The sequence below is a fragment of the Caballeronia sordidicola genome, from assembly GCF_000729995.1.
GTDB classification, from domain to species: domain Bacteria; phylum Pseudomonadota; class Gammaproteobacteria; order Burkholderiales; family Burkholderiaceae; genus Caballeronia; species Caballeronia sordidicola_A.
In genome coordinates this window covers 59,567-76,866 of sequence record NZ_JNFG01000037.1, presented here as the reverse complement: position 1 = coordinate 76,866, position 17,300 = coordinate 59,567, and the positions used below count along the sequence as shown (strand labels likewise).

Annotated in this window: 17 protein-coding genes; 8 read left to right on the top strand and 9 right to left on the bottom strand. The window is 61.9% G+C overall.

The window, feature by feature from the left end; translation table 11 throughout:
• On the bottom strand, positions 1-363 hold a 363-nt coding region (locus FH08_RS0128765; protein ID WP_051888614.1), incomplete at its 3' end, for a DUF2866 domain-containing protein.
• Positions 364-551: 188 nt separating this feature from the next.
• Here FH08_RS0128765 and FH08_RS0128760 point away from each other — a divergent pair.
• Entirely contained in the window at positions 552-2,336 is a 1,785-nt protein-coding gene (locus tag FH08_RS0128760) for an ATP-binding protein (protein ID WP_235210526.1), read from the top strand.
• On the top strand, positions 2,333-3,025 hold the full coding sequence (locus FH08_RS0128755) for a response regulator (protein ID WP_031361664.1): 693 nt from the start codon (positions 2,333-2,335) through the stop codon (positions 3,023-3,025). Before FH08_RS0128760 ends, FH08_RS0128755 begins: the two co-directional genes overlap by 4 nt.
• A gap of 45 nt (positions 3,026-3,070) precedes the next feature.
• Here the strand turns inward: FH08_RS0128755 and denD are convergent, their stop codons facing one another.
• The 7 genes from denD to FH08_RS0128720 form a co-directional block, all read right to left on the bottom strand.
• A complete protein-coding gene (denD, locus tag FH08_RS0128750; RefSeq protein WP_031361663.1) occupies positions 3,071-4,036 on the bottom strand; it encodes a D-erythronate dehydrogenase in 966 nt (321 codons plus the stop codon).
• 7 nt (positions 4,037-4,043) lie between these two features.
• Positions 4,044-4,841 (bottom strand): 2-oxo-tetronate isomerase, encoded by a 798-nt coding sequence (gene otnI / locus FH08_RS0128745; protein ID WP_031361662.1) that lies wholly within the window; start codon positions 4,839-4,841, stop codon positions 4,044-4,046.
• Positions 4,842-4,863: 22 nt separating this feature from the next.
• Positions 4,864-6,201, bottom strand: a complete 1,338-nt coding sequence (locus tag FH08_RS0128740; RefSeq protein ID WP_031361661.1) for an MFS transporter — start codon at positions 6,199-6,201, stop codon at positions 4,864-4,866.
• Positions 6,202-6,268: 67 nt separating this feature from the next.
• Positions 6,269-6,922, bottom strand: coding sequence for an aldolase (locus FH08_RS0128735; RefSeq protein WP_031361660.1), 654 nt, complete (start codon positions 6,920-6,922; stop codon positions 6,269-6,271).
• A 2-nt stretch (positions 6,923-6,924) separates the two neighbouring features.
• The gene (otnK, locus tag FH08_RS0128730) at positions 6,925-8,199 is read right to left on the bottom strand and encodes a 3-oxo-tetronate kinase (RefSeq protein ID WP_031361659.1); all 1,275 of its coding nucleotides are present in this window, start codon (positions 8,197-8,199) and stop codon (positions 6,925-6,927) included.
• Positions 8,199-9,101: an L-threonate dehydrogenase gene (ltnD, locus tag FH08_RS0128725; protein ID WP_031361658.1), complete on the bottom strand. Its 903-nt coding sequence runs from the start codon at positions 9,099-9,101 to the stop codon at positions 8,199-8,201. Before ltnD ends, otnK begins: the two co-directional genes overlap by 1 nt.
• A gap of 24 nt (positions 9,102-9,125) precedes the next feature.
• The gene (locus tag FH08_RS0128720; RefSeq protein ID WP_031361657.1) at positions 9,126-9,830 is read right to left on the bottom strand and encodes a FadR/GntR family transcriptional regulator; all 705 of its coding nucleotides are present in this window, start codon (positions 9,828-9,830) and stop codon (positions 9,126-9,128) included.
• A 241-nt stretch (positions 9,831-10,071) separates the two neighbouring features.
• On the opposite strand from FH08_RS0128720, the gene FH08_RS0128715 reads away from it, so the two are divergent.
• On the top strand, positions 10,072-11,052 hold the full coding sequence (locus FH08_RS0128715; protein ID WP_031361656.1) for a DMT family transporter: 981 nt from the start codon (positions 10,072-10,074) through the stop codon (positions 11,050-11,052).
• Positions 11,053-11,093: 41 nt separating this feature from the next.
• On the opposite strand, the gene FH08_RS0128710 is transcribed toward FH08_RS0128715, so the two are convergent.
• Positions 11,094-11,447 carry a DUF1428 domain-containing protein gene (locus tag FH08_RS0128710; protein ID WP_031361655.1) on the bottom strand — a complete coding sequence of 118 codons (354 nt, stop codon included), beginning with the start codon at positions 11,445-11,447 and terminating at the stop codon, positions 11,094-11,096.
• A 242-nt stretch (positions 11,448-11,689) separates the two neighbouring features.
• On the opposite strand from FH08_RS0128710, the gene FH08_RS0128705 reads away from it, so the two are divergent.
• From FH08_RS0128705 to FH08_RS49655, 5 genes are all read left to right on the top strand, one after another.
• Complete coding sequence (locus tag FH08_RS0128705; RefSeq protein ID WP_031361654.1) at positions 11,690-12,496, top strand: crotonase/enoyl-CoA hydratase family protein; 807 nt, start codon at positions 11,690-11,692, stop codon at positions 12,494-12,496.
• Between the two features lie 399 nt (positions 12,497-12,895).
• A complete protein-coding gene (locus FH08_RS0128695) occupies positions 12,896-14,005 on the top strand; it encodes an alkene reductase (RefSeq protein ID WP_031361653.1) in 1,110 nt (369 codons plus the stop codon).
• Between the two features lie 12 nt (positions 14,006-14,017).
• A complete protein-coding gene (locus FH08_RS0128690; protein WP_035567331.1) occupies positions 14,018-15,238 on the top strand; it encodes an MFS transporter in 1,221 nt (406 codons plus the stop codon).
• A 77-nt stretch (positions 15,239-15,315) separates the two neighbouring features.
• Positions 15,316-16,182, top strand: a complete 867-nt coding sequence (locus FH08_RS0128685) for an aldo/keto reductase (protein WP_031361651.1) — start codon at positions 15,316-15,318, stop codon at positions 16,180-16,182.
• A gap of 223 nt (positions 16,183-16,405) precedes the next feature.
• Positions 16,406-17,299 (top strand): hypothetical protein, encoded by an 894-nt coding sequence (locus tag FH08_RS49655; protein WP_152602940.1) that lies wholly within the window; start codon positions 16,406-16,408, stop codon positions 17,297-17,299.
• The last annotated feature ends 1 nt before the right edge of the window (position 17,300 follow it).

Genomic DNA, 17,300 nt, shown 5'->3' with positions numbered 1-17,300 from the left:
TGCCCGCGGCAAAACCACCTTCGCCGGCAACTCACGATCATCCGTCACGAGATACTGCGGACCATTCCTATGCGAACGCATACGATCACGAATTTCATCTTCCGAGGCATCGCCCGGCACCGCAAGACACGAATACTGCCCTTCGCGATTGACCCATTCCACAATCCTGCAGCACTCGCCCCAAGCCCGCGGCAGCGTCTCCGACACCCGTGCACCGCGCAGCTTGATGACCCGTTCCGCAGCACTAGCGGAAGCAATCTCGGCGGCCCTGGCCGCGGACCGCCTACCGTTATCACGAGACGGCGACGCGATGCGCCCGAAGACCTTCGACGGAGCGTGCTGAACGCTCGAAGCGGTTTGCATGTGTTCTCTCCAGAATTGACAACGAATCAGCTTTGAGTGGATCGGGTTGAATGACCCCATTGGCAGGATCGAATACTAGTCAGGCATCACGCACTGACAATGAACAAAAGAAGGAGAAATCGTGGAGGTTGCGCAGGAAACGTCGCGCGGACGTGAGATGGCCCCCCTGTTTCCACTAGAATCCGCGGATGAACAGCGAAACACATAGCGAACCACTCGGCGCAAAAGCAGGCCTACCCTCCGGCCAAACGCCGCGGCGCAGCTCGCGTAATATTTTGAAAGCACTTGGAACCCGCTCGCGCGCGCGGGCAGGCAAGATTCGCTTCGGCATTACGTGGAAGATGTTTCTCGCGGTGCTGATCGCCTGCCTGACGATTTCCCTCACCATGGGATACGCGCTGCGCCTGAGTTTCGAGAACGGCTTCCTGCATTACGTCCGCGCGCGCGACGCCGGCCGGATGAACGCGGTCATGGCGAAAGTGACGGCCGAATACGCCGCTCACGGCAGCTGGAATTTCCTGCGCCAGCATCCCGAAGAATGGATAACGCTGCTCGATGCCGCGCATGATCAGGCCCTGAGGCAAGAGATGGTCGAGGCGCAGACGAACAAGCTGCCAAGCTGGCGCACCTTCCCCGGCAGCGCCAGCGTGCAGCAGATGCTCGGGCCGCTCTCGGGCAACGAAGAGGGTTCGCACTGGGGCATGCGCCTTCCCGCCCCGGCATTCGCCGACTCGGGGGTGGCGGCAAACCGCGAGCGCATCGTTGGACGAGACGGGCCATTCGACGAAGCACCCTACGAGCGTCCGCCACGCCCATCGATAGGACACGGAGGACGCGACGCACCCCAACCCGCCACGCTCTACGACGCCAACCATGACCTGGTCGCCACGACCGACTCCGAGCCGCCGCCCGACGTCGCCCTCAAGCCGGTGGTCTACAACGGCAAGATAGTCGGCTGGATCGCGGCCAACGCGCCCAATACGCTCTCCGACGCCGCCGATATCGCTTTCCAGGCCCAGCAGGCCCGTGCGACCTGGGAGATCGCCGGCGTGGCTGTGATCGTGGCCGCGCTGGTCGCCATGCTGCTCGCGCGGATCGTGCTGGCGCCGGTCAAGCGCCTGATGATCGCCACGCACCGGCTGGCGGGCGGCGACTACACCACGCGGGTAGCCGCCGGGCGCCGGGATGAACTGGACCGGCTCGCGGGCGACTTCAATGTGCTCGCGGACTCCCTGCAGCGCGCGGAACGCTCGCGCCGGGATTTCATCGCCGATATCTCGCACGAGTTACGCACGCCCTTGGCGGTGTTGCGCGGCGAACTGGAAGCGATCGAGGACGGTGTCCATGCGTTCGATCACCATTCGCTCGCCTCGCTGCAAACCGAAGTCGCGATGCTGAACAAATTGATCGAAGACCTGTACGAGTTGTCGTTGAGCGATGTCGGTGCGTTGAGCTACCGGAAGGTGCCGGCCGACATCGGACAGTTGGTGCGCGCATCGGTCGAAGCGATGCGGGAATCATTCAGGGCCAAGCAAATCGCATTGAGCCTGACGCTGCCGGAGCCGGGGCCGGGGCCGTCGCTGCAAGAGTCGGCTGATGGCGCCCCCGGCATGATCTTCCAGGTCGATCCCGCGCGCTTTGTGCAGTTGCTTAAAAACCTGCTGCTCAACTCCTTGCGCTATACCGATCCGGGCGGAAGCGTATGCGTCTCGGTGAGCGTCGGCCCGCGCGGCTGGCAACTCGATATTCAGGATTCCCTGCCGGGCGTGCCCGCCGAAGCGTTGCCGCATTTATTCGAACGGTTGTATCGAGTCGATGAATCGCGCAGTCGCCAGAGCGGTGGCGCAGGCCTGGGCCTTGCACTGTGCCGGGCCATTGTGACCGCCCACGGCGGCACCACCGAAGCCCGGCCGTCACCGCTTGGCGGCGTCTGGATAACCGCACATTTTGAACCGGAAGGGAGCGTGGCATGAGTACCGAGCGACGCGGCGTTCGAATCCTGATCGTCGAGGATGAGCCGAAGCTGGCGGCAGTCATGGCGGACTACTTGCATATCGAAGGATTCGAGACGACATCGATCAGCGACGGCGCCGAAGTGATCCCGTTCATTCGCACCACCCCGCCCTCGCTGATGCTGCTCGACCTGATGCTGCCCGGGCGCAACGGCATGGATATATGCCGTGAGCTACGGCAATTTTCGACGCTCCCGGTGATCATCCTGACTGCGCGCGTCGATGAAGCCGATCGCCTGCGCGGCCTCGAAATTGGCGCCGATGACTACGTCTGCAAGCCCTTCAGCCCACGCGAGGTGGTCGCGCGGGTGAAAGCCATCCTGCGACGCGCGGCGCCGCCTGCAACGGCTGCAGCGCCCATTGCAACGGGCCTTGAGGTGGACCAGCAATTTCATAGCGCACGGCTCGACGGCGAGGAGCTGAAGCTCACGCCGGTCGAGCTGCGCATGTTGGCATTGCTGATGAAATCGCCGGGCAGGATCTTCCCGCGTGATTACCTGCTCAACCAGCTTTACGACGATCATCGGGTCGTGACCGACCGCACCATCGACAGTCACATCAAGAACCTGCGCCGCAAACTGCAGGTCGTGCGTCCCGACAGCGAACCCATTGTTTCGGTCTACGGCGTGGGGTATCGGCTGGAACTTTAGCGGGCGCGTGCAAGGGGTGCCGTGCAGCGTGCGCGTCATGATCGTTCAAGCGCCTGCGGACTTGCTCTCCTCAATGAACGCGCGAATGACGTCGCTGAAGTTGCGATCGGCCGCCAGCCCCAGCTTTTCACCTCGCTCCGTCTCCCACGCGCCCGGCCAGCTTCCGACAATCTTTTCGATCTTCGGATCCGGTTGCCAATCGATCAGCGCAGCCACGTCTTCCCCCGCCACTTCTTTCAGCGCATAGACCATTTCCGTCACGCTGACCGAGAGTCCCGGCATGTTGACGACTGGCCATGTGCCGAGCTCGGCCTGTTCAAGCTCGCAACCGGCAATCAGCGATTCGATTGCCTGCTTCGGCGACAGCAGCCACAAACGCACCTCGCCACCGACCGGACACACCGCGCGTTCGCCGTTCAGCGGCTCACGAATGATGCCGCTGGCAAACGACGATGCCGCCGCATTCGGCCGTCCCGGACGCACGCTGATGGTCGGCAGGCGCAACACGCGGCCATCGACAAAACCGCGTCGCGAGTAGTCGCACAGCAGCAACTCCGCAATCGCTTTTTGCGTTCCATACGATGACTTCGGATTCAGCGCGGTATCGTCGCGTACGACCTCCGGCAGCGTCCCGCCATACACCGCGACCGAACTCGTGAACAACACGCGCGGCGCGTGGCCGAGCGAACGGCACACATCGAGCAGCAATCGCGATGCGTCCAGATTGATACGCATGCCCAGTTCGAAATCCGCTTCAGCCTGACCGCTCACAATTGCCGCCAGATGGAAAATCGCGTGAGTGTCCACACTGATGTATTGCTCGAGCACGCTGCGATCAGCAATGTCGCCAGTCTCGGCGCGCACGCGCTTGTCGCCGAGATCGGGTGGACGCACGACGTCCAGCAGCGTCAGTCCGGTGATCGGCTGGCCCAGCAGCGTGCCGCGTTCGAGAAGACGGCGCGCGAGCCGTTGTCCGAGAAAACCGGCACCGCCGGTAATGAGAATGTTCATATTTCCCTCACGCACGTTGCAGATAAGGTTTGATCCAGCCGAGCCCGTCGGATGTCGCGGCTTTCGGCCTGTATTCGCAGCCGATCCAGCCATCGTAGCCGAGCGAATCGATAAGATCGAACAGGTACGGATAGTTCAGCTCGCCAATGTCCGGTTCATGCCGCTCCGGCACGCCCGCGATCTGGATATGACCGATGCCCGCGTTCGGGCGCTTCATGTCGCGCCGGAGTTTGACTGCAAGGTCACCCTCCACGATCTGGCAGTGGTAACAATCGAATTGCACCTTGAGATTCGTTGCACCGATCTCCTCGCAGATCGCCTGCGCGTCATCCTGCCGATTGAGGAAAAAGCCGGGGATGTCACGCGTATTGATCGGTTCGATAACGACCATGATGCCGGCTGCACGAGCTGCGTTTGCCGCGAGCTCAAGGTTCTTCAGATACACCGCACGATGTTTTTCGCGCGACTGTTCCGGCGTGATCAGACCCGCCATCACATGCAGCGTCTTGTTGCCGAGTACGGCGGTGTATTCCAGCGCTTTATCGAGTGCACGCGCGAACTCTTCCTCGCGTCCCGGCAGCGAAGCGATTCCGCGCTCGCCTGCCGCCCAGTCGCCCGGCGGTGCGTTGAACAAGGCCTGCGTGAGGCCGTGTTCGTCCAGCCGCGCCTTGATTTCGGCTGCGGCAAAGTCATAGGGGAACAGGAATTCCACGGCCTTGAATCTATCCTTCGCCGCTGCGGCGAAACGGTCGAGGAACGCGTGTTCGGTGTACATCATCGTGAGGTTGGCGGCAAAACGGGGCATAACATCGACTCCTTGAATGAGTTCAGCGATTCACGAGCTTGGCAGGCACGAGCCATGTGGCAACGGCGCCGATCACCAGCATGCCGGCGAGCACGTACATGCCCGTCGCGGTGCTGTGCGTCAGGTCCTTCAGGTAACCAATCATATAAGGGCTCGCAAAGCCCGCCAGATTGCCGATCGAATTGATCACCGCAATCCCGGCTGCCGCTGCAGCGCCCGACATGAAGGCTGTCGGCAGCGACCAGAACAATGGCGCGCACGTCAGCACACCGGCTGCGGCAACGGAAAGCGCGACGATCGACACAACCGTATTGCCCGCGAACGATGCTGCCACCGAGAAGCCCACTGCTGCAGCAAGCGCCGGCACGATCAGGTGCCAGCGCCGCTCGCGTCGCTTGTCCGCGCTGTGGCCCAGCACGTTCATCACCACAATAGCCACCAGAAACGGAATCGCGCTCAGCAAGCCGATATTGAGTACCCCGCTCACGCCCGTGGACTTGATGAAGGTCGGCATCCAGAACGTCAGGCCGTATTGCCCGGTGACGAACGCGAAGTAGATCAGCGACATCCACCACATGCGGCTATCGGCGAACAGCGCGCGCAGCGAATGTTTCGTGCTGTCGCCGGCATGCTGGGGCTGCGCGCTGATTTCATCTTCCAGCAAGCGCTTTTCGCGTTCACTGAGCCACTTTGCGCCGCGGATATTGTTGTCCAGATAAAGGATGGTCGCGATGCCGATCAACAGCGCCGGGACCGCTTCGATCAGGAACATCCACTGCCAGCCTTCGAAGTGCCGGCTGTCCGAAAAGGTCTGAATGATCCAGCCTGACAATGGATTGCCGAAGATACCCGCCACAGGAATAGCGGACATGAATACCGCCACAATCTTCGCCCGCCGATGCGACGGGAACCAGTAGGTCAGGTAAAGAATCACGCCGGGATAAAAACCGGCTTCGGCCAGCCCGAGCAGGAAACGCAGGACATAGAACTGCGTGGGGGTCTTCACAAACACAAAGAGCGCCGAGAGAATGCCCCACGTGATCATGATCCGCGCGATCCAGATTCGGGCGCCAATCCTGTGCATCAGAATATTACTTGGCAGTTCGAACAGAAAATAGCCGAGGAAAAACACGCCTGCCCCAAGACCGAATACGGTCTCGCTGAACCCGAGATCCTGCGACATTTGCAGCTTCGCAAAGCCCACATTCACCCGATCCAGATAGGCCACCACGTAGCACAGCATGAGGAATGGCACGATGCGCCAGAACACCTTCGAATAGGTGCGGGTGAGTTCTTTGTTGTCGTACGCAGATGCTGCAGGCGTGCGCGGGCCGCCAGGCACCGCTTGGTCAGGGGTCATGCGTGGTCTCCGGGAAGTGGTTTTGTCTTCGTTGAATCGGTTGTTCAGTATGTAGAGACGGTGGGTCCTACCAGCGCGCGTTGAAGGTCTTGCGCAAGTCCTCAATGGCCGCCTCGTCGAGCGGTTCAGGAAGCGGTCCGTTGGTCGAGCGCGCGAGGAGCCAAAGCCGTGCCGTTTCCTCGAGTTCTTCCAGCGCGTAGGACGCGTGGCTGACCGATTTTTCCCAGACAACCGGCCCCAGCCTTTCCAGCAGCACGGCACGCACCTTAGACGCAAGCGCCGCGACTTGTTCCGCGACAACGGGATCGCCCGGACGCCGGTAAGCGATCAACGGCACATGGCCGACCTTCATCACGTAATACGGGGTGATCGGTGGCAAGACGTCGTCGCGGCGCCAAATGCCGGCAAGCGTCAAGGCGACCAGATGCGTGGAGTGCGTGTGGACAATACCGTGCGTGTCGCTATTGTTCTCGTAGATCTTGCGATGCAGGGCCAGCGTCTTCGATGGCTTGCCACCCGACACGTGATTACCCGCCGCATCGACCTTGGCGATATCGGCCGGATCGAGGCGACCCAGACAGGCATCGGTCGGCGTGATCAGCCAGCCGTCGTCGAGCCGCGCGCTGATGTTTCCAGCCGTGCCAACGGTGTAACGACGCTCATAAAGACTCGCGCCCGTCTCGCAGATTTCCTCGCGAATGCGATTCTCGTTTGTCGCCATGATCACGCGGCTCCATCGAGCGACTTCAGTGCCTTAACGAAGAAGTCCTTCGTGCCGAAGTTACCCGACTTCAATGCCAGCGCCAGCGGTTCTTCGCTAATCGATTGCGTCGCCGGCACGCCCGGATCGATCTGGGGGCCGATGCGCAGCGACTTCACGCGAAGCGCCTGCACGACCGCGCCGGAGGTCTCGCCGCCCGCAACAACAAATTTGCGCACGCCCGCGTCGCGGAGCCAGCTTGCAATCGATGCCAACGCTTGTTCAACCAGATGCCCGGCCTTCTCGACGCCCAGTTCCTTCTGCACGGCCTTCACTTCGTCTGGCGTGGATGTGGCGTAGATCAGCACGGTTTCATCGGCGTGCTTCGCCGCGAATTCAACGGCCTGATCAACTACCGGTTCGCCGCGCGAGAGCGCGAGCGGATCAATGCGAAAGCTCGGCCTCGTCGCGCGCCATTCCGCGACCTGCTCGTTGGTCGCCTTCGACGCGCTGCCTGCCAGCACGACGGATTTACCTTCGATCCTGGGCAGGTCTGATGCATGCCCCGCTTCAGTCAGCATGTTTTCCGCGCGGAAGTTATTCGGCAAGCCGAGCGCGATGCCCGAGCCGCCCGTGATCAGCTTCAGATCCGCGCACGCTTCGCCCAGCACGTAGAGATCGGCGTCGGAGATTGCATCTGCAATAGCCAGGCGCACGCCATCGTTGCGTAACGAAGCGATCCTGTCGCGCACCGCTTGCGGCCCCTTTGCGATCACGTCATAAGCGATCAACCCGACCTTCGATTTCGTCTGGCGTTGCAGCACGCGCACGAGGTTCGGATCGGTCATGGGCGTAAGCGGATGGTTCTGCATGCCCGACTCGTTCAGCAGCACATCGCCCACGAACAGGTTGCCGCGAAAGATCGTGCGGCCGTTCTCCGGGAATGCTGGACACGCGATGGCAAAGTCCTCGCCCAGCGCGTCGAGCAGTGCATCGGCGACTGGGCCGATGTTGCCGTTATCGGTGGAATCGAAGGTTGAGCAGTACTTGAACAGGAACTGCCGGCAGCCTTGCGCACGCAGCCATTCGAGCGCCGCCAACGATTGCGCAACCGCTTCATCCGCCGCGATGGTCCGCGATTTCAACGCGACGATCAACGCGTCCGCTTCAATGCTTGCGTCCGATGCCGGCACACCAATAGTCTGCACCACGCGCATGCCGCCGCGCACGAGCATGTTGGCGAGATCGGTCGCTCCGGTGAAATCGTCGGCAATGCAGCCAAGCAGGGCTTTGCTCATTATTTCGCCCCTTTGGGTATGTCGATGCCCGGGAAAATCTTGATCACCGCCGAGTCGTCTTCGCCGCCATGTCCGGCGGTCGACGCCATCATGAACATCTGGTGTGCCGCGGCCGACAACGGCAACGGAAACTTCGAAGCGCGCGCCGTATCGAGTACGAGGCCGAGATCCTTGACGAAGATATCGACGGCTGACAACGGCGTGTAGTCTCCTGCAAGAATGTGCGGGACGCGGTTCTCGAACATCCACGAGTTCCCCGCGCTATGCGTGATGACGTCATAGAGCGCGTCCGGGTCCACTCCTTCGCGAAGCCCAAGCGCCATGGCCTCGGCCGCTGCAGCGATATGCACGCCCGCCAGAAGCTGGTTGATGATCTTCACCTTCGAGCCCGCGCCATGCTCATCGCCCATCCGATACACCTTGCCCGCAATCGCTTCGAGCACGTCCTCGCAAGCCTCAAAGGCAGACTCGGGACCTGAGGTCATCATCGTCATTTCGCCGGATGCGGCGCGTGCCGCGCCACCGGACAGGGGTGCATCGAGCATATGCAGTCCGGCCGCTTCCACACGCTTACCAAGCGCGATGGCAAATGCGGGAGACACCGTCGCGCAGGCCAGAACGACACCGCCGGGTTTCATCGTGGAGACGGCGCCGGGCTGAGTCTCCGTACCGAACAGCACGGTCTCCGTTTGCGCCGCATTGACGACCACGGTCACCACAACCTCGCACTGGCTGCCCAACTCGGCAGGCGTAGCGCAGGCAATGCCGCCCTCGCCCGCGAACGCGTCGAGCACCTGCGTACGCACGTCGCAAGCATGAACCTTGAAGCCCGCGCGCAACAACGAACGCGCAACGCCCAGGCCCATTGCGCCCAAGCCGATTACTCCCACATTTCTGGACATTTCGTTATCCTTCGAATTAACTGGTCAGCAAATGCCGGCTTCCGCGAGGCGGCGAGCGGCGTTGTAAAGGTGGGTCTGTGCGGCGTTGCGCGCAGCCATGGGGTCGCCTGCGCGAATGGCGGCCGCGATCCGCGCATGTTCCTCGCGGACCTGCCGCGAAAAATCTTCTCGCAGCGCTTCGTTGCGGCGCGTAACGAGCGTGCCGGCCTCCAGATACTGGTTCAGGAAGGCAAGCGTGGTCAGGAAATACGGGTTGCCGGTGGCGCTGGCAATCGCCCGATGAAACTCGACGTCTTCAGTCACGCCGTCCTCGCCTTGCGCAACCGCGGCATCGATCTGCGCCAGCTTCGCTTCGATCGCGTCCATCTGTTCGTCCGTGCGACGCATGGCCGCTTCCGACGCAACTTCCGCTTCGATCGCCCGGCGCAGCGCCAGGATCTGCACGACCGCGCCCGGCTCGACCGCTTGCGCGTAATCGATCCGCAGCGGCCGGATCCCCGCCCGCTCGACGATAAACACGCCGCTGCCCTGGCGCGGCTCGACCATGCCTTCGTTTTTCAGCCGAGAAATCGCCTCGCGGATGACCGTGCGGCTCACCCCGAACTCCTGTGCGAGCACGGCTTCGGTCGGCAACTTGCCGCTTTTTACGAAGCTGCCCTTTTCGATTTGCACCTGAAGCTGCTGCGCCACCGTGTCGCTCAGGGCTTGCGCAGGAATCTTGTCGAACATGCGGCCTCAGATTTGTTGGGTGATGTGGTCATCATACAAATTTTCCAAGTCGTCGAAATACTAGAGATAACCCTGACGGCCATGCAATTTCATCGTAATTTTTCTCACATAAGCGTGAGAATTGATCGTTTGGCGAGCTCACCCGTCACGCCTACGATGGCAGCCATACAGCGCACCGCGACGTTGTCTCTTTTGTCAATTCACGCCGGCCTGAAGCATCTCGCGCTACCGCGCCGTTACGATGGCTCCGCGTCCCGACTCCACTGCGCTCGACGCTAAAAAAATGAATCCAGTCAATATCGTCCAGTTGCTCATCCTCGCCGCTTTATGGGGAGGGTCATTCCTTTTTATCCGCGTCGGCGTCAGCGACTTTGGGGTCGCGCCGTTGATGGCGCTGCGGGTCGGCATCGGCGCGTTGTTCCTGCTGGCCGTACTAATCATGCGTGGGTCCGCTCGCGGCTCATTGCAGACCATGCGCACCCATGCATGGCCGCTTTTTGTGGTTGGCATCCTGAACTCGGCCGCGCCGTTCTGCCTGTTCGCCTACGCGGAAATTACGCTGTCAGCGGGCGTGACATCGGTGATCAACGCCACTACGCCGCTGTGGGGCGCGATCGTCGCATTCTTCTGGCTGAAGGATCGCCTGACCGGGTTGCGCATCACCGGGCTCGTGATTGGTTTTGTCGGCGTGGTCGCGCTGGTCTGGAATCAGATGGGCGGAGGAACGAGCACAGGGGTGCCTGTGACGCCCGCGGCTACCGCGCTTGCCGCAGCCGCAGCGCTCGGCGCGACGCTGCTGTATGGGATCTCGGCGAGCTACACCAAGCGCAATCTCACCGGTGTCGATTCGCTCGTTGTCGCCACCGGCACGATGACCGCAGCCACCGTCGTGCTGCTGCCGTTCGCCGTGTTCTGGTGGCCTGCCACGGCCGTCTCGGCGCAGTCCTGGGAAGCGGCGATCGCGCTGGGCGTCGCGTGTACCGGCATCGCTTATATGCTGTTCTTCAGCCTCATTGCGTCCACCGGCCCCGCGCGGACGATCAGCGTCACGTTCGTCATCCCGATCTTCGGCATTTTGTGGGGCGCGCTCTTCCTCTCAGAGCACGTATCACCCGGAATGATCAAGGCGTGCGCCACTATTCTTGTCGGGACGGCTCTGGCTACGGGTGTCATCAAGCGGCTCCCGGGCATGGGTGCGCGACGCAACGCTCCTGTGAAATAGCGCGGGCGGTTTTCGTAGCAACCGCATCGCCCGGCGGGTGCTCACACGTCCAGGATCACCTCGAAACCACCGTAGATCATGCGCTTGCCGTCGAAAGGCATCGGGTTCATGTCGGGCTGCACCCGAGGGTCGGCCATTACCGCTGCCATCCCTTCATCCCTTACCTGACGCGACGGCCAGACGACCCATGAGAACACCACCGTCTCGTCGTCCTTGCGTTTGACCGCCATTGGAAACGACGTCAGTTTCCCTTCCGGCACGTCATCACCCCAGCACTCGACCACTCTCAACGCGCCGTTCTCCTTGAAGACGACCGCCGCCAGTTCAGCAAACCTCCTGTATGCCTCGCGATCCTCAGTTAGCACCGCGACGACAAATCCATCGACGTAAGTCATGAACGCTCTCCTTTCGATGTTTCGCTGTTCCGTTGTTCCGTAGCGAATAAATAGGGGCTGCGAAGCGACGTCTTTCGAAACGGGTCGCCTTGCAGCGCCAGATTACCGCCCTATCCACACGACGTGCGGCGCGTTCCGAAATCGACATGTCTCGCCAACTTTTTTGAAGCATCCGGACGGTCGTGTCTCGAGATCCAGCGGCGTATGCTTTCTCGCAATGTCGTTTGCTCAGGAGAAAAGCCATGCCACCAGTCACCCGTTTCGGCGATCACGTCCGGCTCGAATTGCATCCGATGGATTCGCGTGTTGCGACGGTCGTGCTCGACCGGCCGGAGCGTCGAAACGCGGTCGACCGGCCAGTCGCCGATGCACTGCGCACAGCCTTCGAAACGTTCGACGCTGACCACTCGCTGTCGGTAGCGGTGCTGTGGGGCGCGGGCGGAACGTTCTGCGCGGGCGCGGATCTCACTGCGCTGAACGATGACGAGCGTCGCAACGAGATTCATGCCGACGGCACAGGCCCCGGGCCGATGGGACCCACGCGGCTAATGCTCGGTAAGCCTGTGATCGCGGCGATCGCGGGGCACGCGGTGGCGGGCGGCCTGGAACTCGCGGCGTGGTGTGATTTGCGGGTCGTCGAAGAAGACGCGGTGCTAGGCGTTTTCTTCCGACGCTTCGGAGTGCCGCTAATCGATGGCGGGACGCTGCGCTTGCCTCGCCTGATCGGGATGTCGCGGGCGATGGACCTGATTCTCACCGGGCGTGCTGTCGATGCCCGCGAGGCGCTGGCGATCGGTCTCGCCAACCGGCTGGTCGAGCGTGGCGGCTCGCGTGGGGCGGCTGAAACGCTTGCCTGCGAACTCGCCGCCCTGCCCCAGGCGGCGATGCGCGCCGACCGGCGCTCGGTCTATGACAACGCCCTCGCCGATAATCTGACCGATGCACTGCGCCGCGAAGGCGCGGGAGGCTATGCCGCGGTGTTTGCCGAAGGGCTTGCAGGTGCGGGCCGCTTTGCCGCCGGTGCGGGCCGCCATGGGGGCTCGGAGTAAGCGCGGGCCTGCCACGGCATTTCCTGCAGCCATTCGCCAGCAGATTTGGCTGGCAAACACCCGCGCACGCTACCCAAGTGCTTCGAGCTTAAACAGCCTCTTCGCGTTCTCGCCAATCTCCGCCGCGTTGAACCATTGACTGGCCTCCCCCATCTCTTCGAACGGATAGTCCGAATAGAACGATTTGCCTACTCTCGTCGTTCCGGCCCATCTGCACAAACATCGAAATACCGCTCAGGCTGGCCATCGCCGCACCCCGAGGTCAATTAGAGACATATGTGTCCGATATATTCGGAACCTTAGCCCATTTTTCTTTTGCCGGTCGGTCCATACACTCTCCTCAAGGTTAAAAACCCGCTGTTGATCGAACTTCATCAGCCACTGAATCTTGAGGAAATCATGTCCAAACTTCATTCCAGCATCAAAGTCGGTCCCTACGAATTTTCCCATCGCGTAGTGCTGGCGCCGCTTACCCGCATGCGTGCCGAAGAAGGCGCCAAGCCCGGTCCGTTGATGGCCGAGTACTACGCGCAACGCGCTTCAGAAGGCGGCTTTTTGATCGGCGAAGCGACCATTGCTGCGCCCAACGGCAACGGCTACCTGGGTGCGCCCGGCCTCTACGACGACAGTCAGATTGCCGGCTGGAAGCAGGTGACCGAAGCCGTGCACACCAAAGGTGGCCGCATTTTCCTGCAGCTCTATCACGCAGGCCGCCAGTCCAACAGCCAGTTGCAGCCGGGTGGCGTTGAGCCCGTGGCACCTTCTGCCGTGCCGCATGGCGGCGTCGCCTACACCGAAGCGGGATGGGTCCCGAACACGCCGAGCCGCGCGCTGACCATCCCTGAGATTGCCGATCTGGTGGAGAGCTTCCGCACAGCAGCCATTCGCGGCAAGCAGGCCGGCTTCGATGGCGTTGAATTGCACGCCGCCAACGGCTACTTGTTCGATCAGTTCCTGCAGGACGGCAGCAACAAGCGCACTGACATCTACGGCGGCTCGTTCGAAAACCGTGCCCGCTTCCTGATCGAAGCGACGCAAGCTGTCATCTCGGTCTGGGGCAGCGAACGCGTGGCTGTGCGCATCGGCCCGAGCGGCACTTGGGGCGATATGTCCGACAGCAATCCGGAAGGTCTCTTCGCTTACGTAGCAGAGGAACTGGCCAAGCTGAATCTGGCGTACCTGCATCTGATCGAGCCGCGTGTGCTTGGCAATGTCGATGACGACAGCAAGGATCAGAACCCGGTTGCCGCGCAACTGATTCGCAAGCACTACAAGGGCGTCATCATTGCCGCTGGCGGCTTCAAGAGCGACACAGCCGAAGCCATCGTGCAGGCCGGCGACGCTGATTTAGTCGCATTCGGCCGCGACTTCATCGCCAATCCGGATCTGCCCGAACGGCTGCGCCGCCAGTTGCCCCTGAATCCGTATGACCGTCCGAGCTTCTTTGGCGGTACAGACGTCGGTTACACGGACTATCCGTTTCATAGCACCGAAACGGCAGCTGCGTAAGCGGAGCACACGATGAATTCCCCTACCCAGCCAACTTCCCTCGCGCCGTTGTACTGGCTGGCGCTAGGGACATTCGCAGTCGGCACCGAGAGCTTCATGATTGCCGGTCTGCTGCCAGACATGGCCACGGATTTGCATACAAGCATTATCGCCACGGGCCAACTCGTCACGGTGTTTGCACTGGCTTACGCACTCAGTTCGCCAATCCTCACGGCCCTGACCGGCTCGCTCCATCGGCGCAGGCTGATGATCCTGTCGCTCTCGGCGTTCGCGGCGGCGAACATCATCGCGTGGGCTGCCCAGAACTATTGGGAATTGATGGCGGCGCGCATCCTGCTCGCCGCTGCCGCCGGTCTGTATGTTCCCGGCGCCAACGCGCTGGCCGGCGCCATTGCCGGTCCAGAGCGGCGCGGCACCGCGCTTGCCATCGTCAACGGCGGTATCACGATTGCGGTTGCCTTCGGCGTACCGCTGGGCGCATTGGTGGGTGACAGACTCGGCTGGCGCATGACCTTCGCGGGTGTAGCCGCGCTGTCCGCTGCGGCTACGGTCGGCCTGCTGCTAGGCCTGCCGCGCAACATCGGCGCAGGATTGCCGGTTGCCACGCTGCGCGAGCGTATTCAGGTCGCACGCCAGCCGGTCATCCTGATGACCTTGCTCGTCACTACGCTGTGGGCAATGGGCGCCTATTCGATCTATACGTACCTGGCATTGTTCGTGGCGAGAGCCACGCTGTTGCACGGCGCGCAAATCGGCTATGTGCTGTTCACGTGGGGCGTTGCGGCAGCTGTGGGCGTGTTCATCGGCGGCAAGGCAGTGGACCGCCTCGGCCCCGCACGCGTGATCATCCCGTGCCTCGCTGTATCGATCCTGGCTTTCTCGCTCATGTCGGCGAGTGCGCACTGGCTACCGAAGACTTGGGCACTGGTCCCGGTGCTGATCGGCGTGGTGGCCTGGGGTGTTGCGCACTGGTCCTTCTACCCCGCGCAACAAGCTGGGCTGATCAATCTCGCCGGCCTGCGCGGCACGCCGATTGCCCTATCGCTGAACGCTTCGTTCATGTATCTCGGCTTTTCTTTGGGTGCAGCGCTCGGTTCGCTTACCTTGAGTTTTACCTCGGTGATCAACCTCGGCTGGACCGCCGCTGCATGCGAAGTCGCGGCGCTGATCCTGACAGCAAGCGTTGGCAAGCACCTGGTATGCGCGCAAAAAGGAGCGGTCACTGCCGCATAAACGATCACGCACTTTCCCTGGTCCGGCAGGTAGTGCCCAGCTACTTGGCCGGCCTCACATAAGCAGTAAGGGTGAACATGAATATCGCACACCGTACTTTCAAAATCGGCGGGGACACGGAAATCACGCGGCTCGGATTCGGCGCAATGCGAATCACCGGCCCGGGTATCTGGGGTGCGCCCACCGACCGGGAGGAAGCCATTCGCGTCCTGCGTCGCCTTCCCGAACTCGATGTGAATTTTATCGACACGGCAGACTCGTATGGGCCGAACGTTTCCGAAGAATTGATTCGCGAAGCGCTGCATCCCTATGGCGCCGACATGCTGGTCGCGACCAAGGCGGGACTGGCACGCACAGGTCCCGATCAGTGGATACCGCGGGGCCGGCCGGAGTACCTGATTCAGCAGGCCCACGGCAGCATGGAGCGGCTTGGCATCGAACAGATCGGCCTGTGGCAATTGCATCGCATTGACCCCTCCGTGCCGCGGGATGAGCAGTTCGGCGCCGTGCGGTACCTGATCGACAGCGGCGTGGTCCGCCACGCCGGCCTGAGCGAAGTGTCGGTGGCCGACATCAAGGCTGCATCGAAATATTTCAAAGTGGCGACAGTGCAAAACCGCTTCAACCTGGGTGACCGCAGCAGCGAAGACGTACTCGACTACTGCGCCGCCCATGGGATTGGCTTTATCCCGTGGTTTCCACTGGCTGCCGGGGAGCTCACCCGTCCCGGTTCGCTTCTCGACACCATCGCGCGCAACCATCAGGCGAGCGTCGCGCAGATCGCCCTCGCGTGGCTATTGCAACGCAGCCCGGTGATCCTGCCGATACCGGGGACCTCCAGGGTCACGCATCTGGAAGAGAACGTAGCGGCTAGCGCAATCACCCTGTCCGACCGTGAATTCTGCGAGCTGGATCGCGCCACCTCCCAACGGCAGCGGCGCTAGTCCATCGCGCGCGGCGCAATCTTGCATCGCTGACGTGCCACGTTAAATTGACGCTTTAGAGCGGAAATAGACAGCGAGCCTCCAGTTAGTCCAGACGCGCTGCGGCGCTAATCGCTGCGAGGCCGGCTGAACCCGAAGCGAAAGCTTCGGTCTGCTCCTGCACAGTACGAAGACACTGTGGCGTGCATAATGCGTTCCCAAGCCTTTTGATGATCGACTTAACGTGCGTACCCTAGAAACCGTCAGTGACTGCCGCGTATGCGGCAACGTACTGGCACCGTCTGACATGGCGTGTCCGCGATGCAAATCGACACCCGCAGCTGCGTCACCGTCGCCCGAGGCAACGCCGGAAGAGGTGTTGTCCGACCGGTCCCATGAGAAGCGGACCCCGGTGGAGTCGCTCTATCCGAGCGTGCATGAACCGGAAGCTTCGAGCTTATCCTCACGTAGCCCGCCGGGCCGGCGCATCAAACTTACCGCGGCCGCCCTTGTAGCCCTGACTGCGCTGATTGCCCTGATTGCGGGCGCTTCGTATCTGTATAACGGGACCGGTCATAGCAACCGCGACAACCACGAAGCGACGCCCGGGACCGAGTCCCTGGCGGAAAACACCGTGGCTGTAGCCGCTCAATCGGGCAGCATCGACGCCCCGGTCACCGCAAAAATCGCCTCCATCGGTGTGACGGGAACCATCGATGCGGTGCGTTCGGCCATGGTGCGAGGCGAGCTGAACACCGCTCGGCAGCAACTGGCGATGCTTGCGCCAGGTGAGGCTCAACAGGCAGATGTTCAGCGAATCACCGACGAACTGGTCCAGCACGAACACGCAAGAGATTGGGCCCTGGGCCTGGCCCGGGCCTGCGAGAAGGCAGGCGACGTGCCGTGCGTCTTGCGATCGGCTGGCGACGCATTGGCAAGCGACGTATCCGATACCGAAGCGCGCGGAATGCTTCTACGTGCCGTCACGCTGTCGGGCGCAAACCAGGCTACAGCCGTGAAGGTCAACCAACCGGTCGATGCTCCGAATGTGGTGCATCGGAAAGTATCGGAAAAACGCAGGATTCGACGCGAACGGCAGATATTGGCGAACAACAACGTCGTCTACGGGAAACACTGAA